Origin of the sequence: Haloarcula marismortui ATCC 43049 (assembly GCF_000011085.1) — an archaeon.
Lineage (GTDB): Archaea > Halobacteriota > Halobacteria > Halobacteriales > Haloarculaceae > Haloarcula > Haloarcula marismortui.
On sequence record NC_006396.1, the window covers coordinates 2,589,803 to 2,609,605 of the forward strand.

A 19,803-nucleotide genomic window follows, 5' to 3' on the forward strand; every position below is an offset into this window, starting at 1 on the left:
GATACCCGACGCCCCGCTGATAAACAACTACCGACCTTTCGGCTCCGACTCGACACTGACACCCTGTTCGGACGCGGCGGCCAGTTCGTCCGCTGGCGGCTCGCGTCTGTCGGGCACGAGTTCGGTGGCTACCTCGCGTGCACGCTCGAAGTGGGCCGTTGCACTGCCACACGCGGCCCCGGGCGTTTCTCGTTTTGATTCCTCGCTGCCTTCACGTCGCTTCTGTCGCCCCGCCTCACGGTGTGTATCGACCAGTTCGACGGCGATGTCTGCGAGCGCTTGCCGGAGCGACGCCCGGTCGCCATCGAAGCGGCGGTCACGGCCCCAGTCCAGTTCGTACGCCGTCCGGTAGCGGTCGAGGGCGTCTTCCCAGTGTGTAGCCCGCGCTGCCGGGTCTGTCGTGGCTCTGGCCGCGCTCGCAGCCACCTGTGCCGCGTCGACTGGGGCTGACAGGAGTTCGGCGTATTCCGCTTCGATTGCGCTTCGAGCGTCCGCAATAGTTTCTGTGGGTGGCTCCGGTGCCGTTACCGCTAGCGCTCGTTCGTACTCGGTCTTTGCCTGTGCGTACGCGTCCGCAGCCCGTTCGTACGCCCGGTTCTCCCATGCACGTCGGGCCGTGTCGCGGTGCTGTTCGGCCGCGCTGACGTGGCGTCGGCGCTGGCAGGTGTCTATCTGTGCTTGCGTTGACTGGCAGCGTTCGTCGATACTCGCTGTCGCTTCCAGCGCTTCGACTCGCCCTCGCCCGTTGTCGAGCGCTTCCTGTGCGGCCGTGATATGCGTCGCTGCTGTCTCGAGGTCTGTCGCCTCCAGTGCCGTCACAGCAGCCTCGACCTGCGACTCGGCCCGGTCAAGCTCGGTTAGCGTGCGCGTCCAGACCTGTGTGGCTTCGTCGACGAACTCCCGAACTGGCGTCAGGTCGCCCTTGCATTCGAACGCCCAGCAGTCTTCGTCGACGGTAACGATTTCGAGTGTCGACGTGCGGAGCCCCGACGTACAGCGCACGGCCACGATGTCTTCGTAGGGGAGCGAGATTGTCCGGTCACCGTCGTCGTCGCCAACGACGAACATGACGCGGCCGTTCGTTGCGAGCAGATACGCTCGGTAGTCGCCAGCCGGCGTGAGCCCCTCGTTGTTCCCCTGGGCAGCGACGACGCCGGACTGACTGTTATACGCAAGATATCGCGGCGTCTCCGTCTCCCGAAAGTACTGCCCTAGCGGCTGCTGAAGCCGGCGCGTGCGTCCGAACAGCCCGTCGGTGTTCACTCGGTCGAATATTTCCGGTCGACCCGAGGAGCGTATATCGGTAACAGTTTCCACAGTCCACCCCGTTCGTGACAGTATATTCAAATAATTCGTCGGAGAAATAAATCCTTTGGCCGACAACAGCGCTCAAGCCGGCTGGTTCGACCCCAGCCTTGCGACGGTGTCAGTACGGCTGGCTTCGGTCCGTCGGCTGACGCTGCGGGCTCCCGCTCGTCAGGTCGGCGGTGCACTGCCGGCAGAACTGGTAGTCCTGCTCGTTCCTCACCCCGCAGTGGGGACAGTCGATGGATGTAGTGCTGTCGTCGGTGGCGCTGCCACGGCGCGGTTCAGTATCGCCCTGACCGGTCGCACCGGCTGGGTCACCCCGGTGCCGGTACGCGTACAGCATAGTCAGGACGTGGAGCCCCACGAGAAGCGCGATTGCGCCGTAGAGCCACTCGCTCACCATCATATGTAACGATACGTGAACGTACTACTTGAGGGTTGTGCCGAGTTACCAATGGGCGGCAATTTCGGCGAGTTCGGAATCATCCCCCTGTGACTACCTGGCGAGCAGACGGGTGCGCTGTGGGCTAGCATTCAAATACGACCACGCAGCCACGGGAACTCATGCCCGTTCACACGCTCGGTGGTCCCTGATGGGTCGTCGGACACTCGTGGCTGTCGCCCGTCCCGACGGCCGCTACGACTGCCGGCTCGCACACTGGGGCGCTGACGCTGACCCCATTGCACAGTCTCGACCGCTCGGGAACGACTGGACGCCCGCTGCCGTCCTCGCTGCCATCGATGCTACCCACGAGCAGCTAGTCGTGCTTGACGGGTCGGTCCGGACCTACGCTGTCTGCTGGCTCGACCCGACGCTATCGGCCATCGACGATATCGCCCTCGCTCGCACTGCCGACCCTGAGTCGTTCCGGCAGTGGTGGGTCGACCGGAAGGACGCGGCCTGTCGCGCCCTCGACAGTGAAGGCTGTGACCCGGCGGCCGTCCGGCGTGCCCTGCTCGCGTCGCTCCGAAACCGGGCTTCGTCCGTCCACTGCCCCGACGACGCGTCCTTTTTACGCGGGGACCGCTAACCGCCATCCGTGACTGCCGTCGAGACGCTGACGTACCCCGACCCCGCCGACGCACTGGACCTTGCGTCGCGCAACGCCGACCGCGGCGCGCTGGTGACGCTCGTCGGGACCTGTACGGTCGAATACGAGGGACGAGCAGCCAGTTCACTGGGTCCCGGCGACCGCCACGTGATGCTCAAGCCCGATGGGGCTGCGCTGGTCCACACCGACGAGGGCCAGCAGCCGGTGAACTGGCAGCCGCCGGGGTGTGAGCACAGCATCAGCGTCGACGACGACTCGCTGGTCGTCCGCTCCACGCGGTCGACCCCCGAGGAGTTGCTCGAAGTGACTTTTGAGACAGTCGCCCACGCCGCCGCCTTCGACGTGACCGACTCGAAAGACCTCGCGCTCACCGGGACCGAGGCCGACCTGAAAGACCGTATCCTCGACGAGCCGGGGCTGGTCGAGGCGGGCTTTACGCCGCTTGCGACCGAACGCGAGACACCTGCTGGCGCGGTCGACATCTACGGCGAGGACGCCGACGGTCGGACGACGATACTCGAACTCAAGCGCCGGCGCGTGGGGCCCGACGCAGTCGGCCAGCTGGGGCGGTACGTCGATGCGTTAGAACGCGACTTGCACGCCGACACTGAAGTCCGGGGTATCCTCGTCGCTCCGTCGGTGACCGACCGGGCGCGTCAGTTACTCGCGGAAAAGGGATTAGAGTTCGTCTCGCTGGAGCCGCCGTAACCGATCTTTTTCCCTTTCGCACGGAGCTGTCAGTCGTGTCCCGTACTGATTGCCGCAGTCGCCACATAACCAGATGACGAAGCTACTCGTCTACAGTGACCGTTCCATCGGTGTCGACGACCACACGATAGCCGCTGTAGTCGAACGCCACGTGCCCGCTGGTGTTCGAATCGGCGATGCACGCCGTCAGTGCATCCGGATTGATACTGTCGGCCAGTGGCGGGAGCGTCTCGACCGGCTGTCTCTCCGCGGTTGCCACGGCACGAACGACTGCCGTGACGATGGACTGGTCGGTGCCGTGGACTTCTATAACAGTTGGTGATCTTCCAGACACGGTTCTCTGACCTCATGCTGAACTTGTTCTGCAGGTGTAAAGTTCAGTGTGGCTAGTATAGTAAACGCCGAACCACGATACATGACAACATTCATCATGAGATGTCAACTACACCTGTGTATGTCCCGACAGCTTGGCGACAGCCGGGCGGTAACCCGTGTGGAGTTTGCCCTCTCTGATGGGTCGTATCCCTTTGTGTCGGTGTCTGAAGCCGAATCGTGTGCAGTAATTCTTGAAAAATGCCTCCCGCAGACGGACGACATGTACGCGGAGTTTTTTTCAGTCGAGGGTGCTCGCCCCAGCCAGCTTGTCGAGCGCATCGAGGACACCAACGACGGTGAGGCGCGGGTGCTTGAGCGCACCGGCGACGGTGGGCTCGTCGAAATCGACGTACGAGATAACTGTCCCGTTGTCTCGCTTGCGGATATCGGGGCGGTACCACGGACTGTCCGGAGTGTCGATGGCCAGGGGACTATCGTAGCTGATGTCCCGGGTCAAATCGAGACGGGGTCGGTTATCGATTCGTTCCTGACGGCCCATCCGGAGGCCGAACTCGCGGCGAAGAAACAGCGTGAGTCTATCGTTCCGCTGTTCGGGTTCCAGAACTACGCGTCCCACTCCGAATCACTGACCGACCGCCAGCAGGAAGTTCTTGCGACGGCCCACGAAGCGGGGTATTACAGCTGGCCCCGTGAGGCGACGGCCGCGGACCTGGCTGACCTCCTCGATATCTCGGAGCCCACGCTCCACAAGCACCTGCGGGCTGCCGAACAGAAACTCGTCGCGACCATGTTCGCCTGCCCGCACGACGAATAACGCTGCTGACAGCGACAGTTGACCGCTGCTGTTATTCGATCCGGTCCTGCAAGTCCGCGAGCGCGTTCATCGCCTCTATCGGCGTCATCGTCGCGACATCAAGCGACGCTAACTGCTGTGCCACTGACTCCGGCAATTCATCCTCGGCGGCGGCTCCATTCGTCTGAAATACCTCCTGCGCGTGGTCATCCGATGTCGCCTCACCGGCCGGGGCCGACGCTGCTCCGTTCTCCGTCGGACCAGTCGTCTCCGTGGCGGTTGAATCCGTCTCGGAGTCAGCTCTTGTCCCCGGTCTAGGTTCGCTCGCCACCTCCGTCTCTCTCGTCGCTTCGACGCCCGTATCGGCCGTCTCGGCATCCGCCAGAAGGTCCCGCGACCGCTCGACAACGGAGTCGGGGACGCCGGCCATGCTCGCCACCTCGACACCGTAGGAGGCCGCCGCGGGACCGGGCGCGAGTTCGTGGTCGAAGCGAACGTCGCCGTCCTCGCGGCTGGTCTCGAAGTGGCGGTTGGTTGCGCCGGACAGCGCCGCGGCGACGGCGGTCAGGTCGTGATGATGGGTCGCAAACAGCGTGTACGCGCCGACCTCGTCGTGGAGATACTCGGTCACGGCGCGGGCGATAGCAAGCCCGTCGGCCGTCGACGTGCCGCGGCCGACCTCGTCCAGCAGGACCAGCGAGTTTTCCGTCGCCGCGTCCAGAATCGTCGCCAGTTCGGTCATCTCGATCATGAACGTCGAGCGGCCGCCGGCGATGTCGTCGCTGGCCCCAACGCGGGTGAACACGCGGTCGAGAATCGGGAGGTCGGCCGCTTTCGCAGGGACGAAACTGCCCGACTGTGCGAGCAGGCAAATCAATGCGACCTGCCGCATATACGTCGACTTCCCGCTCATGTTCGGCCCCGTGACGACGGCGAGGAAGGGCTGTATATCGTCCGCGGTGACACCGTCGTCGCTTCCGTCTCTGCTCGCTGGGACTGGCCCGCTCCCCAGATGCGTATCGTTAGGGATGAAGGCATCCTCGGTCCGCTCGACGACCGGATGGCGGCCGGCGGTGACGTCAATGCCGTCGCTGCCGACGGTGGGTCGGCAGTAGTCGTACTGCGCCGCAACCTCGGCGAACGAAACCAGCACGTCCAGTCGGGCGAGGCGGTCGGCAAGCGCCTGCACGCGCTCGGCCTCGTCGGCCACCTCGTCCCGGACTGCACAGAACAGGTCGTACTCCAGGTCGTCGGCCGCGCTCTCGGCCCGTAGAATCTCGTCCTCGCGCTCTTTGAGCGCTGGCGTGTAGTAGCGCTCGCTGTTTTTCAGCGTCTGGCGTCGCTGGTAGTCCTCGGGGACAGCATCGAGGTTGGCGTTTGTCACCTCGATGTAGTAGCCGTGGACGGAGGTATGCCCGACCTTCAGCGAGTCAATGCCGGTGCGCTCGCGCTCGCTCGCTTCCAGTTCGTCGATCCATTCCTTGCCGGACTGCTCGGTCGAGCGCAGTCGGTCCAGTTCCTCGTCGTAGCCTTCGCGAATGACGCCGCCCTCGGTCACCTGCTGTGGCGGGTCCGGGCGAATCGCCGCCTCAATTTCCTCGCGGGTCTCGGCCAGCGGGTCCAGCGTCGCGTGCAGGTCCGCGAGCAGGCGGGCATCGGCGTCGGCGAGGTGGTCACGGATATCCGGCACGACCGACAGCGTGGCGGCCAGCGACCGGAGGTCACGGGCGTTTGCCCGGCCCCGAGAGACTCGCGAGATGAGGCGTTCGAGGTCGTACACCTCTGCCAGAAGGGCAGATAGCTCCTCTCTGGTGGCGGGGTCGCGCTGGAGTTCCGCGACCGCGCCGTGGCGGGCCTCAATGCGGTCAGCGTCGAGTAGTGGCCGGCGGAGCCAGTCGGTCAGCTTCCGCCGCCCCAGCGCACACGCCGTTTCATCGACTGTATCGACCAGCGTGCGGTTCTCGTGGCCCCGGACTGAGCGCCGCTTGAACAGTTCGAGGCTCTCGACAGCCACGGCGTCAAGTAGCATATACTCCCGCGGGTCGTACCGCGTGAGGTGATTGAGGTAGTCGAGCGTGCCGGCGGGGTCCACGTCCGGGTCGACCGGTTCGCCGTCGGGGCCGACTGCCCCGCTGCTGCCCCGAGTGTACTCTGCGTAGGCCAGCAGGCCGCCGCAGGCCCGGATCTCCGCGCCGCCGGCGAGCAGGCGCTCCGGTGGGCCGAAGTACTGCCCCACGCGGTCCTCGGCGCGGTCCTGGGCGAAGGCGTCCGCGTCGTAGCGCGTCACCAGACAGGCCGGCCCGAAGACGGCGTCCCGGTCCACGTCGACGTCCGGCCCGACGATGGCTTCGGCGGGGCCGAACCGGCTGAGTTCGTCGGCAACGGCGCTTTCCGAGCCGACACTGGTCGCGTAGCAGTCGCCGGTCGAGATATCCAGTAGCGCCAGCCCGTATCGCTCGCCCGCGGTCAGAGCCGCGACATAGTTGTTGTCTGCCCCGCCCAGCAGTTCGCTCTCAGTGAGCGTGCCGGGGGTGACGATTCGCGTCACCGCGCGTTCGACCACGCCGCTGACCTCGTCGGGGTCCTCGACCTGGTCGGCGATGGCGACCCGATAGCCCGCGTCCAGCAGCGTCTCGACGTAGGATTCGGCGTTGTCAATTGGGATGCCGGCCATCGGGTACTCACCGGTCGAATCTTCGCGCTGAGTCAGCGTGATCTCACACAGCCGGGCGACCCGTTTCGCGGCCGCACAGAAGGCCTCGTAGAAGTCCCCGACCTGAAAGAGGACCAAGGCGTCGTCGTACTGCCGGCACAGCTCGTAGTACTGTGCCATCATCGGCGTCAGGTCCTCTTCGAGCTCGGCCATCTGCTCGGGCGGGCCAAGCGCAGCGTCCATATCGATGGGCAACAGCCGACACCTGATAGGCGCTCCGCTCTCTCCCGCCATGTGTGGTGTCGACCGGCCACTGATTTTTATGCCACCGGAGAGACGTAGCCTGTATGTCACGTCGCGCCAACTACGCGCTCTGTGAGTTCCAGCAGCACCTCGGTCCGGCGGCGGACTCGCTCGACGTTCCCTGGGCTGAATACACCGGGAATTCGACTGATCCGGTTTCCTTCAACATCCCCACCTCATCGTCGGCGGACCCGTACGTCGAGATGCAGGTGTTCGACGTCGAGGATTTCAACCACGAAATCGTGGTCAACGGCGAACCGCTGTCAGGGTTCGATATCGCGCCCGACGAGGGGTGGCAGCTCTGGATGGATACGATTGCGCCCGAGCGACTCCACCTCGGCGAGAACACGATTCAGTTCCGGCGGAACACCGACTCGAAGGACGCTTTCGTCGTCGGGTCGGTTACGGTCCACTGGACTGAGCCCGTCGAATGAATATATAAACAGATCGACGCTGTTCTGGTGAGGCGTGCCAACAGCTACCACTACTAACGGCTAGTGCCCCTTCTGTCGGGTGATTTCACCTGTTCTGGCCTGGGCAACCGGTGACCGGCGAGCGCCCTATAACCCCTACTTTTATATAGAACCACATGCAATCTTCGCTTGATTATGAGCCAACGCCAGATGCAGGGCCAGCCGATGATCATCCTGGGAGAGGACTCCCAGCGGATGAAGGACAAGTCTGCACAGGAACACAACATCTCGGCCGCTCGCGCGGTCGCCGAGTCAGTACGCTCGACGCTCGGCCCGAAGGGGATGGACAAGATGCTCGTCTCCTCGATGGGTGACGTCACCGTCACGAACGACGGCGTCACCATCCTCTCGGAGATGGACATCGACAACCCGACAGCCTCGATGATTGTCGAGGTTGCCGAGACACAGGAAGACGAGGCTGGTGACGGCACCACCTCCGCCGTCGCCATCGCAGGCGAACTCCTCAAGAACGCCGAGGACCTCCTCGAACAGGACATTCACCCGACGGCGATCATCAAAGGGTTCAACATGGCCGCCACGCAGGCCAAGGACGAACTCGACGACATCGCTACGGAAGTCGACCCCGACGACGAGGAACTGCTGAAGAAGGTCGCCGAAACCTCGATGACGGGCAAGGGCGCGGAGCTCAACAAGGAGCTACTCGCCCAGATCATCGTCGACGCGGTCAACGCCGTGACCGTCGAGGCCGAGGACGGCTCCGTCATTGCCGACCTTGAGTACCTCAACATCGAGACCCAGACCGGCAGCTCCGCCGGCAACTCCGAGCTCCTCGAAGGCGCGGTCATCGACAAGGACCCGGTCCACGAAGAGATGGCAACCGAGGCAGAGGACGCCGACGTCCTCCTCGTCGACACGGCCATCGAACTCGACGAGACCGAAGTCGACGCGCAGCTCTCTGTCGACGACCCGAGCCAGCTCCAGAACTTCCTCGACAAGGAAGAAGAGCAGCTCAAGCAGATGGTCGACCAGATCGCCGACACCGGCGCTGATGTCGTCTTCTGCCAGAAGGGCATCGACGACATGGCCCAGCACTACCTCGCCGAGAAGGGTATTCTGGCCGTCCGCCGCGCCAAGAAGTCCGACATCGAGTTCCTCAAAGAGGTTCTGGGTGCCCGCATCGTCTCCGATCTCGACTCCGCGAGCGCGGAAGACCTGGGTCACGGCTCTGTCACCCGCGACGACGCCGAAGGCCTGTTCTACGTCGAGGGCAGCGGCGACGGAGCCCACGGCGTCACGCTCCTGCTCCGTGGTTCGACCGACCACGTCGTCGACGAACTCGAACGCGGCGTCACGGACGCGCTCGATGTCGTCGCGTCCACGGTTGCCAACGGCAGCGTCCTCGGTGGCGGCGGCGCACCTGAAGTCGAAGTCGCCCGCCGGCTCCGCGACTACGCCGACAGCGTCGAAGGCCGCGAACAGCTCGCTATCGAGTCCTTCGCCGACGCGCTGGAGATCATCCCGCGCACCCTCGCCGAGAACGCTGGTCTCGACAGCATCGACACGCTCGTCGACCTGCGCGCCGCCCACGAGGACGGCGATGTCAGCGCCGGCCTGAACGTCTTCTCCGGTGACGTCGAGAACACGCTCGACACCGGCGTCGTCGAGCCAGCCCACGCCAAGCGACAGGCGATTTCCTCGGCTGCAGAGGCCGCGAACCTGGTCCTCAAGATCGATGACATCATCGCTGCCGGCGAGCTTTCGACCTCCGGCGGCGACGAAGGCGGCCCCGGCGGCCCCGGTGGCGCCCCTGGCGGCATGGGCGGCATGGGTGGCGGCATGGGCGGCATGATGTAGGAGACGGGCGGAGCGAAGTCTCCGAACGAGCGAACGGAACGGACGAAGTCCGTGAGCAAAGCGAGGGGCCGAACGAAGTGAGGGCCCTCGAATAGTGAGTGGCGAAAGCCGCGAACCGCGAGGTTCTGAGCAACGCGAAGAACCTCGTATACGCGAGCGGGAACGCAGTAACCCGCGAGCACTGTAGCTGACCGGAAGAAGACTTTTCGAACGAACGCCGAAGCAGCCCCGCTGGGTGTGCTTTGACCGCTAACAGACTGCCCTGCGGACGATATTCTTGACCGACGACAGTCCAATTCCACACAGCTACGGATAGGTCGTGACACCGCCGATATCGAGACGTGAAACCGGAGAAACAGTTAGGTGTGTCTCTGCGAAGTTTCGATTGTCCCGGTCCGTTTGGTGGGACGGACTGGTGACAGCGGGTGGGGGCCTCTCTTCGTTTTAGCGGTCACTCGACAGTGTCCAGCCGCCGCCCCAATCATTCAGGGCGTGTTGTCCGGTTTCGGTGGCGTCGGTCTTCGAACACCACGTCCGTCGTTCCCAGGTCGCTGTAGCGGAGAATCTCGGTCACTCGGTAGGTATCCGTTCCGTTGTCGACTGTGTACTGGAGCGCGTAGCTCCGGACGATGCCGTTGGGCGTCACGGTCGCTGAGAGGGAGACGTTCGTCACACGGTCGACGGGACGAGTGGCAACCGCGCTGCCGTCGGCCGACCCGGTTCCTTTGATGCGATACAACGACACGCCGTACAGTTGCTTGATGACCTCGTCGCCGGGGCGGATGGATGTGATGTTGGTGGCGGAAAGCAACGCTATGAGACGCCCGTTGAACGTGGGTTCGAAGAACAGTGCAGCCCGGGGTGAGCGGGGCGGGCCACCGATACCGCGGCTGTCCGCGACTACTTCCGTCGATGTCGACCCGTTGACGGTCGTCCGTCTGAGCGCACGACCGTCCCGCCAGGTGCTGTGTATCTCACGCGCTGTCACACTCTGTCCGGATATCGTTCGGGTGGCCGTGTACGACTCGTAGCCCGCGCTGATGCTGGCACGGGTCCGGACGCGCCTGTGCAGGCCGCTGCCGTTCATGACGGTCCTGGTGTGGTGGACTCGATAGGAGGTGTTCGAAAGCCGCCTGACGTGGGCGCGGCCGAGCGCGGTGGCGTTGACGACGCGGTCGCCGACGACGCCCGGGGCGCGTTGTGCCGCACTCGTTGGTGCGTCTGCAGTCGGGACCGGGGCTGGTGTCACCGTCTCCCTGGCGGCCGCGTTGTCCCCGAACAGACCGGTACATCCGGCGCTCAGCAGACAGAGACAGACCACAGCAATCGCCACCCCGCGACGCATGTTGGTGACTCGTTGTGTGGCGATATAACCCCTGTGACGGCGGAGGGCTAAATATCGTTGAGTGTCAACATACTGTATGCAGACGCTGCTTCTCGGCGCGGACGCGGTTGAGGACCACGCGACGATGCCGGCAGTCATCGACGCGGTTGCCGCGGCCTTCGCCGCCGATGCCAGGGAGAACACCATCATGCCGGCCAAGTCCTACATCGACCTGCCGCAGTACAACGGCGACTTCCGGTCGATGCCGGCCTACGTCAACGCTGAAACGTGGGACGCCGCCGCGGTCAAGTGGGTCAACGTCCATCTGGACAACCCCCGCGACCACGACTTGCCGACCGTCCTCGGGACGCTCATCTACTCGGACCCCGAGACGGCGTTCCCACTGGCCGTGATGGACGGTACAGTCCTGACGCGCCTGCGGACCGGGGCGGCGGCCGCCGTCGCCACCGACCACCTCGCTGTCGCCGACGCGGACTCCCTTGGTCTGGTCGGGGCCGGCACGCAGGCGTACACGCAACTGGACGCTATTTCGGCGGTCCGGAACATCGAGACGGTGGTCGTCGCCGACCGGGACACGGAGAAACAGCAGGCGTTCGTCGACACGTTCACCGACCGGTTCGACGTGCGGGCGGGCAGCATTGAGGACGCCGCCGGCTGTGATGTGCTGTCGACGATTACGCCCGTCGAGTCGCCTATCGTCGACCGGAAGTGGCTCGGCGAGCGCACACACGTCAACGCCATCGGGGCCGACGCCGCCGGCAAGCAGGAACACAGCGAACGCACGCTCCTCGACGCGAAACTCGTCATCGACAACTACGAGCAGTGTACCCACTCCGGTGAAATCAACGTCCCGTGGGGCGAGGGTACCCTGACCGATACCGACCTCCACGGGGAACTCGGCGACATCGTCGCGGGCACGCTCTCGGGGCGGACAGACGACGACGGAATCACGCTTTTTGACTCGACGGGGCTGGCTATCCAGGACGTCGCGGCCGCACACGTCGTCTATGAGAACGCGAGCGACGATGGCGACGGAACGGCGTTCTCACTCGTCGACACCGAGACCTCCTGATTACGGCGAAGGCGTGAGCATGTCGGTCACTTTTGAGATGCCCCAGACGATGACGATAAACGGCAGGAGCGGCATCAATAGGACGAGCAGGCCGAGGAACACTCCCCAACCGAACACGTCCATCCCTTCGTCGCGGTGGGGCCGCGACCCTGGCGTGACCGATCGGAGCGGTGCCGGCAGTCGTCCGCTGTCTTCCGTCTCGTCGTCAGGTGATGCTGCCATACTGTCTCTTTCGCTGAAACGTGTATAAGCCTAGGCCCGGCGGCTACATGGCACCGGCGACGCCGCTGCCGATGGCAGCCCCGCAGTTGTCACAGGCGACGAGGTAGAACCGTTTCGAGGCCGTAAAGAAGCCCGTCGTCGACTCCATGTCGAGGAACTCCACGTCGTCCGGGTCGGCCATCTCCGCTTCGCATTCCGGGCAGTGCACCATCAGGCTGCACCTCCGTTGGACTTTGCGCCGGCGACGCCGCTACCGATAGTAACGCCACAGGCCGCGCAGTTGGCAGTGTAGAAGCGCTTGGAGGCTTTGATAAACCCGGTGGTCGCGTCCACTTCGACGAACTCGATGTCGTCGGCCGTTTCGAGCGAGGTCTCACAATCAGGGCAGTGTACCATACATTCCTGACACCTGCCGAGTCCGGCAAAAATCTTGTGTGGGTAGCAGCGCTTCCGGTCGGCGTGCTGGCGACGATATCTGCTCGACACGCGGCACATCGGCGTATCGCTGACGCCGTTACAGAGACCGGTCGCCACTATCGATAATATCTGCGTACACCGCTCATGCCGACTCGAACGCTCTCGTTTCGTCTGGCCTGACCGGAACTGGCTGAAGCTGGAGCGTTCAGCACAGTTCCTGAACTGATTTGCCTGAACAGCCTTTGCACGTCGAAACGCCCGAAACAGTGACAATCTCCCGCATGCAATGATCTGCCCACCGGGAACGCACCATGGGTAGCAAACCTGTCTTAGTCGTCACGGCCGACGGGCTGGATACCGCCACTCTTGAATCTGCCCTCGCTGACACACCGGCTTCGATCACGTACCTGTCGGACCTCACGGACCTCTTTGATACGCTCACCCATTCGGTGTTCCACGCGCTCGTACTGCCCGAAACAGTCGATGGCCAGTCCGGAACCGATATCGCGTACGGCGTCAGGACGCTGTTTCCCGACCTGCCGGTAATCATTGTTGGCGAGGACCCGGAAGCAGTCCCGGATACCCTCGAGGTGACGGCCGTTGAGCCGTCGGCACGTCTCGAAGACGCCGTCGCCGAGGCCGTCCGGGATAGCCTCGGTGCCGAGCCACCGACTGTCGCTGGACGCCCACCGTCCCCGATGGAGACGCTGTTACTCTCCCTGTTCAACGAACTGCCGGACCACCTGTATGCGAAAGACGATCAGGCCCGACACGTCCTGCTGGGCCGGGGGTTCAACGAGCCAACCGACCGGCTCGGGCTCACCGACGTCGAAGTCCCGGAACTGGCCGAGGAACACGCGAGAGCGGCCCTGCGTGATGAGATGGACGTTATCGAGGAGGAAACAGACCGGGTCGAAGTGGAGGAGTTCCTCGACCTTGATGCGTCGTACGTTCGCACCCGAAAGATGCCGTGGTACGATTCCACTGGCGACGTTCAGGGTATCATCGGACACACTCAAGATATCACTGACCGAAAGCTCCGCGAGCACGCGTTTCGCCGCCAGAACGAACGGATGGTGAAAGTCGCACTCGTGGCGTCTCATGAGCTTCGAAACGAACTGCAGATCGCGTACGGGCGACTCGAAGAGCTGGCTGACTGCGACGGTCCGACCGCCGACATTGCCGAGTCGCTGTCCCAGATTTCTGCGATTATTGATACCGTCGTTGAACTCTCTACGAGTGACCCGAATGGCCCGGTCCAGCACGCCGAGATCGAACAGGTCCCGAAGCGAGAACACGTGTGGCTCTCCCGTCTCAGTCGAGAGGTGTGGGACACGCTCGCTGACAGTGAGGCATGCCTGACTTTCGATGGGGACACCCGTATTGTCGCCGATCAGGAGTCTGCCGGACTGTTGCTCCAGATACTGTTCCAGAACGCGCTTGAACACGCCGGACCGTCGGTCACCGTCACCGTCGGCCTGACGGCAGACGGCTTCTTCGTCGCAGATGACGGCCCGGGCATCGATGTCGAACCACCGGAACGGGTGTTCGATGCGGGTCACACTGCTGTCGCAGAGAACACTGGATTCGGACTCTATGTCGCCCGACGGGTCGCCGCTGACCAGGGGTGGACGGTCACAGCAGCGGAGAGCGAGTCGGGCGGTGCCCGATTCGATATCGGAAACGTCGACTGTCCCGAATAGCGGGCGGTCAGTCGACCCTGGCGACGCTACCGCTCTGTAAGCAGGCAGCGCTCCGGACTCACACCCGTTGGCCTGTGCGTTCGTGCGGCGGACCCTGATACCCTCCCGAAGGGAAAGGTATAGCACGGTCGCTGCCGGATGTTCCGATATCATGACCACGACCGGTGAGGAACGCGAGCGGGGGTTCGATCATACGGAGATCGAGCCCCGGTGGCAGCGCACGTGGGACGAGGCCGACGTGTTCCGGATCGACGACGACGAGACCGACCCGGAGTACGTGCTGGCGATGTTCCCCTACACGTCCGGAAGCCTCCACATGGGCCACGTCCGGAACTACACAATCACGGATGCTTACGCCCGCTTCGAGCGGATGCGCGGCGAGAGCGTCCTCCACCCGATGGGGTGGGACTCCTTCGGCCTCCCGGCTGAGAACGCCGCCGAGGAACGCGACACCAACCCGCGGGACTGGACGATGCAGTGCATCGACTCGATGCGTGACCAGCTCACGGAGATGGGCTTTGGCTACGACTGGGACCGCGAACTCGCGACCTGTGAACCCGACTACTACCAGTGGAACCAGTGGCTGTTCAAACAGTTCCGCGAGGAAGGGCTGGTCGAGCGTCAGGCCGCCGAGCTGAACTGGTGTCCCTCCTGTGAGACTGTCCTCGCCGACGAGCAGGTCGAGGGCGAGGAAGAACTGTGCTGGCGCTGTGACACGCCCATCGAGGCCCGCGAGATGGACCAGTGGTTCTTCACTATCACCGACTACGCCGAGGAACTGCTCGAGGACTTAGACGACCTCGAGGGCTGGCCGAACAACGTCCGGGAGATGCAGCGTAACTGGATCGGCAAGCAAGAGGGGGCGAGCGTCGCCTTCGAGGTCGGCGACTACGGCGAGGTCGACATCTTCACGACCCGTCTGGACACCATCCACGGGGCGACGTTCTTCTCGCTGGCTCCCGGTCATCCCGTCGCGCAGGAGATCGCCCAACAGAACGACGAGGTTGCGGAGTACATCGAGACGGCAGAGCAGGCCGACGAGGACGAGCTGGACGTAACTTCCGGCGTGTTCACCGGCGAGTACGCGACCAATCCCGCTACTGGCGAGGAGATTCCTGTCTACGTCGCCGACTACGTGCTGACCGACGTGGGAACCGGAGCGCTGTACGCCGTGCCAGCCCACGACGAGCGCGACCACGAGTTTGCCACACACCACGACATCGACATCGTGCAGGTCGTCGAACCGACCGACGACGCGGACGCTGACCCCGAAGACATCGACGTGCAGGAAGCAGCCTACCCCGAGGACGGCCTGCTGGTCAACAGCGGCGAGTTCGACGGGCTGGCGAGCGCCGAGGCCCGCGACCGCTTCGTCGAGGAGTTCGACGGCGAACACAGGACGGAGTACAACCTCCGCGACTGGGGTATCTCCCGCCAGCGCTACTGGGGCACGCCAATTCCGATGATTCACTGCGACGACTGTGGCTACGTCGAGGTCCCCGACGAGGATCTCCCCGTCGAACTGCCGGAGTTCGTCCACACGACTGGGAACCCGCTGGACGCCGCTGAGGAGTGGAAGCAGGTTGATTGTCCGGACTGCGGTGCCGACGCGGTGCGGGAGACGGACACGATGGACACCTTCGTCGACTCCTCGTGGTACTTCCTGCGGTACACCTCGCCGGAGATGGATGAGGCTCCCTTCGACGCCGAGCGGGCCAGCGACTGGATGCCGGTCGACCAGTACGTCGGCGGTATCGAACACGCCGTGATGCACCTGCTGTACGCCCGCTTCTTCACGAAAGTGCTTGACGACCTCGACATGGTTGATGGCGTCCGCGAACCCTTCACCAACCTCACGAACCAGGGGATGGTGCTTGGCGAGGACGGCAACAAGATGTCGAAGAGTCTGGATAACGGCGTCTCACCCCAGCGCATCATCGAGGAGTACGGCGCGGACACGGCCCGACTGTTCATCATGGAGGCCGCCCAGCCAGAGAAGGAGTTCGCTTGGAGTCCTGAAGGTGTACAGTCCGCCCACAGCTTCCTCCAGAACGTGTACACGCTGGTTTCGGCCTACGCGGAGGGTGAGGCGGGGACCGCCACTGACACGGAGAATGGGGCCGACATCGCGGACTACGTCGCCCGCGAAATCGACGCGACGGCAGCGAACGCGACGGCGGAGTTCGAGGACTTTCGGTTCAACCACGCGTTGCAGGCTGTCCGGGAACTGGTGTCGCTGCTGCGCCGGTATCAGGAGGCGACCACCCCCGATGCTGACACCTTCGAGCGCGGGCTGGCGACGGCGGCGAAACTGCTCGCCCCGGTTGCTCCCCACGCCGCAGAGGAGATGTGGGCCGAACTGGGCCATGACGACCTCATCGCCGAGGCCGAGTGGCCGGCCGCCGACGCCCCCGCCGACTACGAGATGGAGCGCCGGCTGGTCGAAAACACTCGCGAAGACATCCGCGACATCGTCGAGACGGTCGGTATCGAGGACCCGCAGACCATCACGCTCGCGATCGCACCGGGGTGGAAACACCGCGTCCTCGACCTCGCCCGGAACGCTGACGGCAACGTCGTCGGGACCGTCATGCAGGACGAGGACCTGCGCGAGCAGGGCGAGGCGGCCGCGGACTTCGCCAAGGAACTGGCCGGCCGCGCACAATCGCTCGACGAGCAACTCCCGCCCGAGCGCGAACAGGCAGCGCTCGAACGGGCCGCGTGGCTCATCGAACGGGAGTTCGGCGCTGACGTGGTCGTGCAGGGACCCGAGGAGGCGGACCCCGACCTCGTCGGCAAATCCGGTCCCGGCCGACCGGCCATCGATATCGAAGAATAGCTCGCAGTCGTCCGATTTTCGTCTGTCGCGGCCTACTCGGCGCTAACTAGCCCAGTGTCGACGAGGTCTTCGAAGACGCTCGCCGCGTGGCCGTCGGGACCGACTCGTTCGTACACGGCGACGACGCGCTCCCGTGCGATAACGTACGTCGTCCGCTGGCTCCGTCCGTCGACGAGTGGCACGTCGAACGCTTCACACAGTCGCCCTTCGGGGTCGGCCAGCAGGTCGAAACTGATGTCGTTCGCTTCAGCAAAGTCGCGGTGGCTCTCGACGCCGTCGGTCGAGACGCCGTACACTGAGACGCCCGTGTCTTCGAACCGCTGTGCGTGCTCCTCGAACTGTTCTGTCTCCGTCGTACAGCCCGGCGTGTCGTCCGCCGGATAGAAGTACAGCACTGTTGGCTGCTCGAAGTTGGGCTGGACCGCGTCGCCGTGCTGGTTCGTCGCCCTGATCGTCGGTACGTCGGTACCGGGTTCGAGTACCATCGTCAGTTTACAGGGATATCTGTCCCGTCGTCGTCCTCGTTGTGTCCAACCTTCGCCAGCCGCACAGTGAGAACGCCGCTGTCGTAGCTCGCGGTGGTCTCACCGTCGTCGACGGCTTCGGGGAGGCGAACCGACCGGCTCAGCGACTGCTGACGGCGCTCGCGCTGGACGTACTGGCCGTCGGTTGATTCCCGCTCCTGGCTTGATGTGGCGCTGATGGTGAGCTTGCGGTCCTCGACAAGCTGGACGTCGATGTCCTCGCTGTCGTAGCCGGGCAGGTCCGCGTGGACGAGGAAGGCGTCGCCCTTGTCGAGGACGTCGACCGGGATAGCGCCCATGTCGACGCCGAACTGCTCTCCCAGCATATCGAACGCGCGCTCGATTTCGCTGAACGGATCGCGGTCAGACATACACGGGGGTACACGGGCCCGGGACTTAACGCTTGAAGCGGGGCCGGCGGTGTTTCGCCGGCTCAGTTGACGACCGTCTTGGAGTCATATGACCCGAGCCGGCGGACCCACCCCTTCCCGGCGATGTCCTCGATATCAGCGAGAGCCTCCTGCGTGCGCTGCTCGTAGAGACCGGCCGAGATGTCGATGTGGAAGACGTAGTCCCCGAGCCGCTCACCGCTGGGCCGGGACTCGACGCGGGTGAGGTTGATGTCGCGGTCTGCGAACGGCTCCAGCAGTTCAAGCAGGAGGCCGGGGTAGTCGACGTCGGGATAGACAATAAAGGAGGTCTTGCCGCCGGCCTCGCTGCGCTCGCTCTTCGAGGCGACGACGACGAAGCGGGTGGCGTTCGAGGACCGGTCCTGAATGTCCTCGGCGAGCACTTTCAGTTCGGTGCCGTTGGTCGCGTTCTCGGGGTGGCCGATAGCGGCGATGTCAGCGTCGCCACGGGCGCGTTCGACGCCGCGGGCCGTCGACGCGACGGCCTCGACATTGACCCCGGGGTAGTGCTCGTCGAGCCAGCCGCGACACTGAGCCAGCGCCTGTGCATGGCTGGCTACCAGTGAGAACGAGTCGTCCTGTGCGAGCAGGGCGTGGCGGATCGGCGTGATAACCTCCTCGACGACGGCAACGTCGTACTCCGCGAAGGCGTCGAGCGATTCGGTGACAGAGCCCTCGATGCTGTTTTCGACGGGGACGACGCCGCGCTCGGCCTCGCCGTTGGCGACGGCCTCGACGATGGCGGTCACTGACTCGGAGAAGGAGATATCGTCGTCGGTGACTGCCTGTGCGGCGCGGTGTGAGTAGGTCCCCTCAGGACCTAAGGTAACAGTGGTCATACCCGGGGTACAGCGGTGGGAACCAAAAGAACCGTGGTCATCGGCAAGCGCTGTGTCGCCGCAGTGTGCCGTGATTCAGGACAACCGCGCCAGCTCCTCGTCAGTGAGGTCGATGGCGCTTGCAGCCACGTTCTGTTCGAGGTGGTCGAGACTGCTGGTTCCGGGAATCGGGAGTGTCACGTCCGAGTGCCCCAGCAGCCACGCCAACGCGATCTGGTAGGGCGTGGCGTCGTGGCGCTGGGCTATCTCATCGATACCGTCGACGCCGCCGAGGTCGCCAGCGCCGAGCGGGAACCACGGGATGAACCCGATGCCGTAGCGCTCGCAGGCTTCCAGCACGTCCTCGTCGTCGCGGTGGCTGAGGTTGTACTGGTTCTGGACCGTCACGATGTCGACGATGTCTCGGGCGCGGTCAAGTTGTTCGACGGAGACGTTCGAGACGCCGATGTGGCGGATCAACCCTTCATCCTTCATCTCGGCGAGCGCGTGAATCGAATCTTCGAACGGCGTGTCGGGGTCCGGTCGGTGGTACTGGTACAGGTCGATAGGGTCCATCTGCAGGCGGTCCCGCGAGCACAACTGGGCGTTGCGCAGGTAGTCCGGGTCGCCGTGTGCCAGCCAGTCCGCGTCGGTGTTACGGAGCAGGCCGCCCTTCGTCGCGATGACGAGGTCCTCGCGTTCGGTGTCGAGCGCTTCGCCGATGAGCCGCTCCGAGACGCCCGGCCCGTACGAATCCGCCGTGTCGATGAAGTCAACACCGAGTTCCACCGCCCGCTTCAGTACGGCGTGAGCGTCCGTCTCGTTGTCTGGCTCGCCGATGACATCATCACCCGTGAGCCGCATCGCGCCGAAGCCGAGCCGGTGGACCGTGAGTTCGCCACCGATATCGAACGTCTCACTCTCGTTTGTAACCATGTGAACACGGTTGTCCGCACGCCTGAAAATAGCCGCGTCGGCGCAGGTCGTCGGTGTCGACACCTCACGTAGCCCG

20 protein-coding genes are annotated in these 19,803 nt (G+C 64.3%); 8 read left to right on the forward strand and 12 right to left on the reverse strand.

All coding sequences use genetic code 11. The annotated features are described in order from the left end of the window. Positions 1–27 precede the first annotated feature (27 nt). Both RR_RS17005 and RR_RS17010 read right to left on the reverse strand, forming a co-directional pair. On the reverse strand, positions 28–1,317 hold the full coding sequence (locus RR_RS17005; RefSeq protein ID WP_049939072.1) for a hypothetical protein: 1,290 nt from the start codon (positions 1,315–1,317) through the stop codon (positions 28–30). A gap of 109 nt (positions 1,318–1,426) precedes the next feature. After that, on the reverse strand, positions 1,427–1,714 hold the full coding sequence (locus RR_RS17010) for a DUF7577 domain-containing protein (RefSeq protein ID WP_011224516.1): 288 nt from the start codon (positions 1,712–1,714) through the stop codon (positions 1,427–1,429). A 187-nt stretch (positions 1,715–1,901) separates the two neighbouring features. Here RR_RS17010 and RR_RS17015 point away from each other — a divergent pair, with 187 nt between their 5' ends. Next, entirely contained in the window at positions 1,902–2,339 is a 438-nt protein-coding gene (locus RR_RS17015; protein WP_011224517.1) for a DUF6735 family protein, read from the forward strand. Positions 2,340–2,348: 9 nt separating this feature from the next. Next, entirely contained in the window at positions 2,349–3,068 is a 720-nt protein-coding gene (gene nucS / locus RR_RS17020) for an endonuclease NucS (RefSeq protein WP_004960217.1), read from the forward strand. Positions 3,069–3,150: 82 nt separating this feature from the next. Here nucS and RR_RS17025 read toward each other — a convergent pair whose 3' ends face one another. Continuing rightward, positions 3,151–3,402 carry a HalOD1 output domain-containing protein gene (locus RR_RS17025; protein ID WP_004960214.1) on the reverse strand — a complete coding sequence of 84 codons (252 nt, stop codon included), beginning with the start codon at positions 3,400–3,402 and terminating at the stop codon, positions 3,151–3,153. Between the two features lie 120 nt (positions 3,403–3,522). Here RR_RS17025 and RR_RS17030 point away from each other — a divergent pair, with 120 nt between their 5' ends. Continuing rightward, on the forward strand, positions 3,523–4,218 hold the full coding sequence (locus tag RR_RS17030; protein WP_079890999.1) for a helix-turn-helix domain-containing protein: 696 nt from the start codon (positions 3,523–3,525) through the stop codon (positions 4,216–4,218). Between the two features lie 31 nt (positions 4,219–4,249). Here RR_RS17030 and mutS read toward each other — a convergent pair whose 3' ends face one another. Continuing rightward, positions 4,250–7,093: a DNA mismatch repair protein MutS gene (gene mutS / locus RR_RS17035; protein WP_049939073.1), complete on the reverse strand. Its 2,844-nt coding sequence runs from the start codon at positions 7,091–7,093 to the stop codon at positions 4,250–4,252. A 104-nt stretch (positions 7,094–7,197) separates the two neighbouring features. Between mutS and RR_RS17040 the strand changes: the two genes are divergently transcribed. Next, positions 7,198–7,587: a DUF7383 domain-containing protein gene (locus RR_RS17040; protein ID WP_011224521.1), complete on the forward strand. Its 390-nt coding sequence runs from the start codon at positions 7,198–7,200 to the stop codon at positions 7,585–7,587. Between the two features lie 174 nt (positions 7,588–7,761). After that, positions 7,762–9,441 (forward strand): thermosome subunit beta, encoded by a 1,680-nt coding sequence (gene thsB / locus RR_RS17045; RefSeq protein ID WP_007187924.1) that lies wholly within the window; start codon positions 7,762–7,764, stop codon positions 9,439–9,441. Positions 9,442–9,922: 481 nt separating this feature from the next. Here the strand turns inward: thsB and RR_RS17050 are convergent, their stop codons facing one another. Then, positions 9,923–10,786, reverse strand: coding sequence for a hypothetical protein (locus RR_RS17050; protein ID WP_007187925.1), 864 nt, complete (start codon positions 10,784–10,786; stop codon positions 9,923–9,925). A 76-nt stretch (positions 10,787–10,862) separates the two neighbouring features. Here RR_RS17050 and RR_RS17055 point away from each other — a divergent pair, with 76 nt between their 5' ends. Beyond that, positions 10,863–11,858, forward strand: coding sequence for an alanine dehydrogenase (locus RR_RS17055; RefSeq protein ID WP_011224522.1), 996 nt, complete (start codon positions 10,863–10,865; stop codon positions 11,856–11,858). Here the strand turns inward: RR_RS17055 and RR_RS17060 are convergent, their stop codons facing one another. Genes RR_RS17060 through RR_RS17065 form a run of 3 tightly spaced genes read right to left on the reverse strand, consistent with a single transcriptional unit; the run spans position 11,859 to position 12,476 of the window. After that, positions 11,859–12,080: a DUF7535 family protein gene (locus RR_RS17060; protein WP_011224523.1), complete on the reverse strand. Its 222-nt coding sequence runs from the start codon at positions 12,078–12,080 to the stop codon at positions 11,859–11,861. A 43-nt stretch (positions 12,081–12,123) separates the two neighbouring features. Continuing rightward, a complete protein-coding gene (locus tag RR_RS22550) occupies positions 12,124–12,291 on the reverse strand; it encodes a hypothetical protein (RefSeq protein WP_004960176.1) in 168 nt (55 codons plus the stop codon). Further along, positions 12,291–12,476, reverse strand: coding sequence for a hypothetical protein (locus RR_RS17065; RefSeq protein WP_004960172.1), 186 nt, complete (start codon positions 12,474–12,476; stop codon positions 12,291–12,293). Before RR_RS17065 ends, RR_RS22550 begins: the two co-directional genes overlap by 1 nt. 332 nt (positions 12,477–12,808) lie before the next feature. Here RR_RS17065 and RR_RS17070 point away from each other — a divergent pair, with 332 nt between their 5' ends. Next, the gene (locus RR_RS17070) at positions 12,809–14,200 is read left to right on the forward strand and encodes a sensor histidine kinase (RefSeq protein WP_011224525.1); all 1,392 of its coding nucleotides are present in this window, start codon (positions 12,809–12,811) and stop codon (positions 14,198–14,200) included. A gap of 151 nt (positions 14,201–14,351) precedes the next feature. Next, positions 14,352–17,039 (forward strand): leucine--tRNA ligase, encoded by a 2,688-nt coding sequence (gene leuS, locus RR_RS17075; RefSeq protein WP_004960580.1) that lies wholly within the window; start codon positions 14,352–14,354, stop codon positions 17,037–17,039. A 32-nt stretch (positions 17,040–17,071) separates the two neighbouring features. Here the strand turns inward: leuS and RR_RS17080 are convergent, their stop codons facing one another. The 4 genes from RR_RS17080 to RR_RS17095 form a co-directional block, all read right to left on the reverse strand. Then, positions 17,072–17,524, reverse strand: coding sequence for a peroxiredoxin (locus RR_RS17080; protein ID WP_004960583.1), 453 nt, complete (start codon positions 17,522–17,524; stop codon positions 17,072–17,074). Positions 17,525–17,526: 2 nt separating this feature from the next. Further along, positions 17,527–17,934 carry an Hsp20/alpha crystallin family protein gene (locus RR_RS17085; RefSeq protein ID WP_011224526.1) on the reverse strand — a complete coding sequence of 136 codons (408 nt, stop codon included), beginning with the start codon at positions 17,932–17,934 and terminating at the stop codon, positions 17,527–17,529. 62 nt (positions 17,935–17,996) lie between these two features. Beyond that, entirely contained in the window at positions 17,997–18,812 is an 816-nt protein-coding gene (pheA, locus tag RR_RS17090; protein ID WP_011224527.1) for a prephenate dehydratase, read from the reverse strand. Between the two features lie 75 nt (positions 18,813–18,887). Next, on the reverse strand, positions 18,888–19,727 hold the full coding sequence (locus RR_RS17095) for an aldo/keto reductase (RefSeq protein WP_011224528.1): 840 nt from the start codon (positions 19,725–19,727) through the stop codon (positions 18,888–18,890). Positions 19,728–19,803: the final 76 nt, after the last annotated feature.

Bases quoted from the DNA above. Each gene is read 5' to 3' on its own strand.
- RR_RS17010 (WP_011224516.1), bottom strand. From the start codon at position 1,714: ATGATGGTGAGCGAGTGGCTCTACGGCGCAATCGCGCTTCTCGTGGGG.
- RR_RS17015 (WP_011224517.1), top strand. From the start codon at position 1,902: ATGGGTCGTCGGACACTCGTGGCTGTCGCCCGTCCCGACGGCCGCTAC.
- RR_RS17030 (WP_079890999.1), top strand. From the start codon at position 3,523: ATGTCCCGACAGCTTGGCGACAGCCGGGCGGTAACCCGTGTGGAGTTT.
- mutS (WP_049939073.1), bottom strand. From the start codon at position 7,093: ATGGACGCTGCGCTTGGCCCGCCCGAGCAGATGGCCGAGCTCGAAGAG.
- RR_RS17040 (WP_011224521.1), top strand. From the start codon at position 7,198: ATGTCACGTCGCGCCAACTACGCGCTCTGTGAGTTCCAGCAGCACCTC.
- thsB (WP_007187924.1), top strand. From the start codon at position 7,762: ATGAGCCAACGCCAGATGCAGGGCCAGCCGATGATCATCCTGGGAGAG.
- RR_RS17050 (WP_007187925.1), bottom strand. From the start codon at position 10,786: ATGCGTCGCGGGGTGGCGATTGCTGTGGTCTGTCTCTGTCTGCTGAGC.
- RR_RS17055 (WP_011224522.1), top strand. From the start codon at position 10,863: ATGCAGACGCTGCTTCTCGGCGCGGACGCGGTTGAGGACCACGCGACG.
- RR_RS17060 (WP_011224523.1), bottom strand. From the start codon at position 12,080: ATGGCAGCATCACCTGACGACGAGACGGAAGACAGCGGACGACTGCCG.
- RR_RS22550 (WP_004960176.1), bottom strand. From the start codon at position 12,291: ATGGTGCACTGCCCGGAATGCGAAGCGGAGATGGCCGACCCGGACGAC.
- RR_RS17065 (WP_004960172.1), bottom strand. From the start codon at position 12,476: ATGGTACACTGCCCTGATTGTGAGACCTCGCTCGAAACGGCCGACGAC.
- RR_RS17070 (WP_011224525.1), top strand. From the start codon at position 12,809: ATGGGTAGCAAACCTGTCTTAGTCGTCACGGCCGACGGGCTGGATACC.
- leuS (WP_004960580.1), top strand. From the start codon at position 14,352: ATGACCACGACCGGTGAGGAACGCGAGCGGGGGTTCGATCATACGGAG.
- RR_RS17080 (WP_004960583.1), bottom strand. From the start codon at position 17,524: ATGGTACTCGAACCCGGTACCGACGTACCGACGATCAGGGCGACGAAC.
- RR_RS17085 (WP_011224526.1), bottom strand. From the start codon at position 17,934: ATGTCTGACCGCGATCCGTTCAGCGAAATCGAGCGCGCGTTCGATATG.
- pheA (WP_011224527.1), bottom strand. From the start codon at position 18,812: ATGACCACTGTTACCTTAGGTCCTGAGGGGACCTACTCACACCGCGCC.
- RR_RS17095 (WP_011224528.1), bottom strand. From the start codon at position 19,727: ATGGTTACAAACGAGAGTGAGACGTTCGATATCGGTGGCGAACTCACG.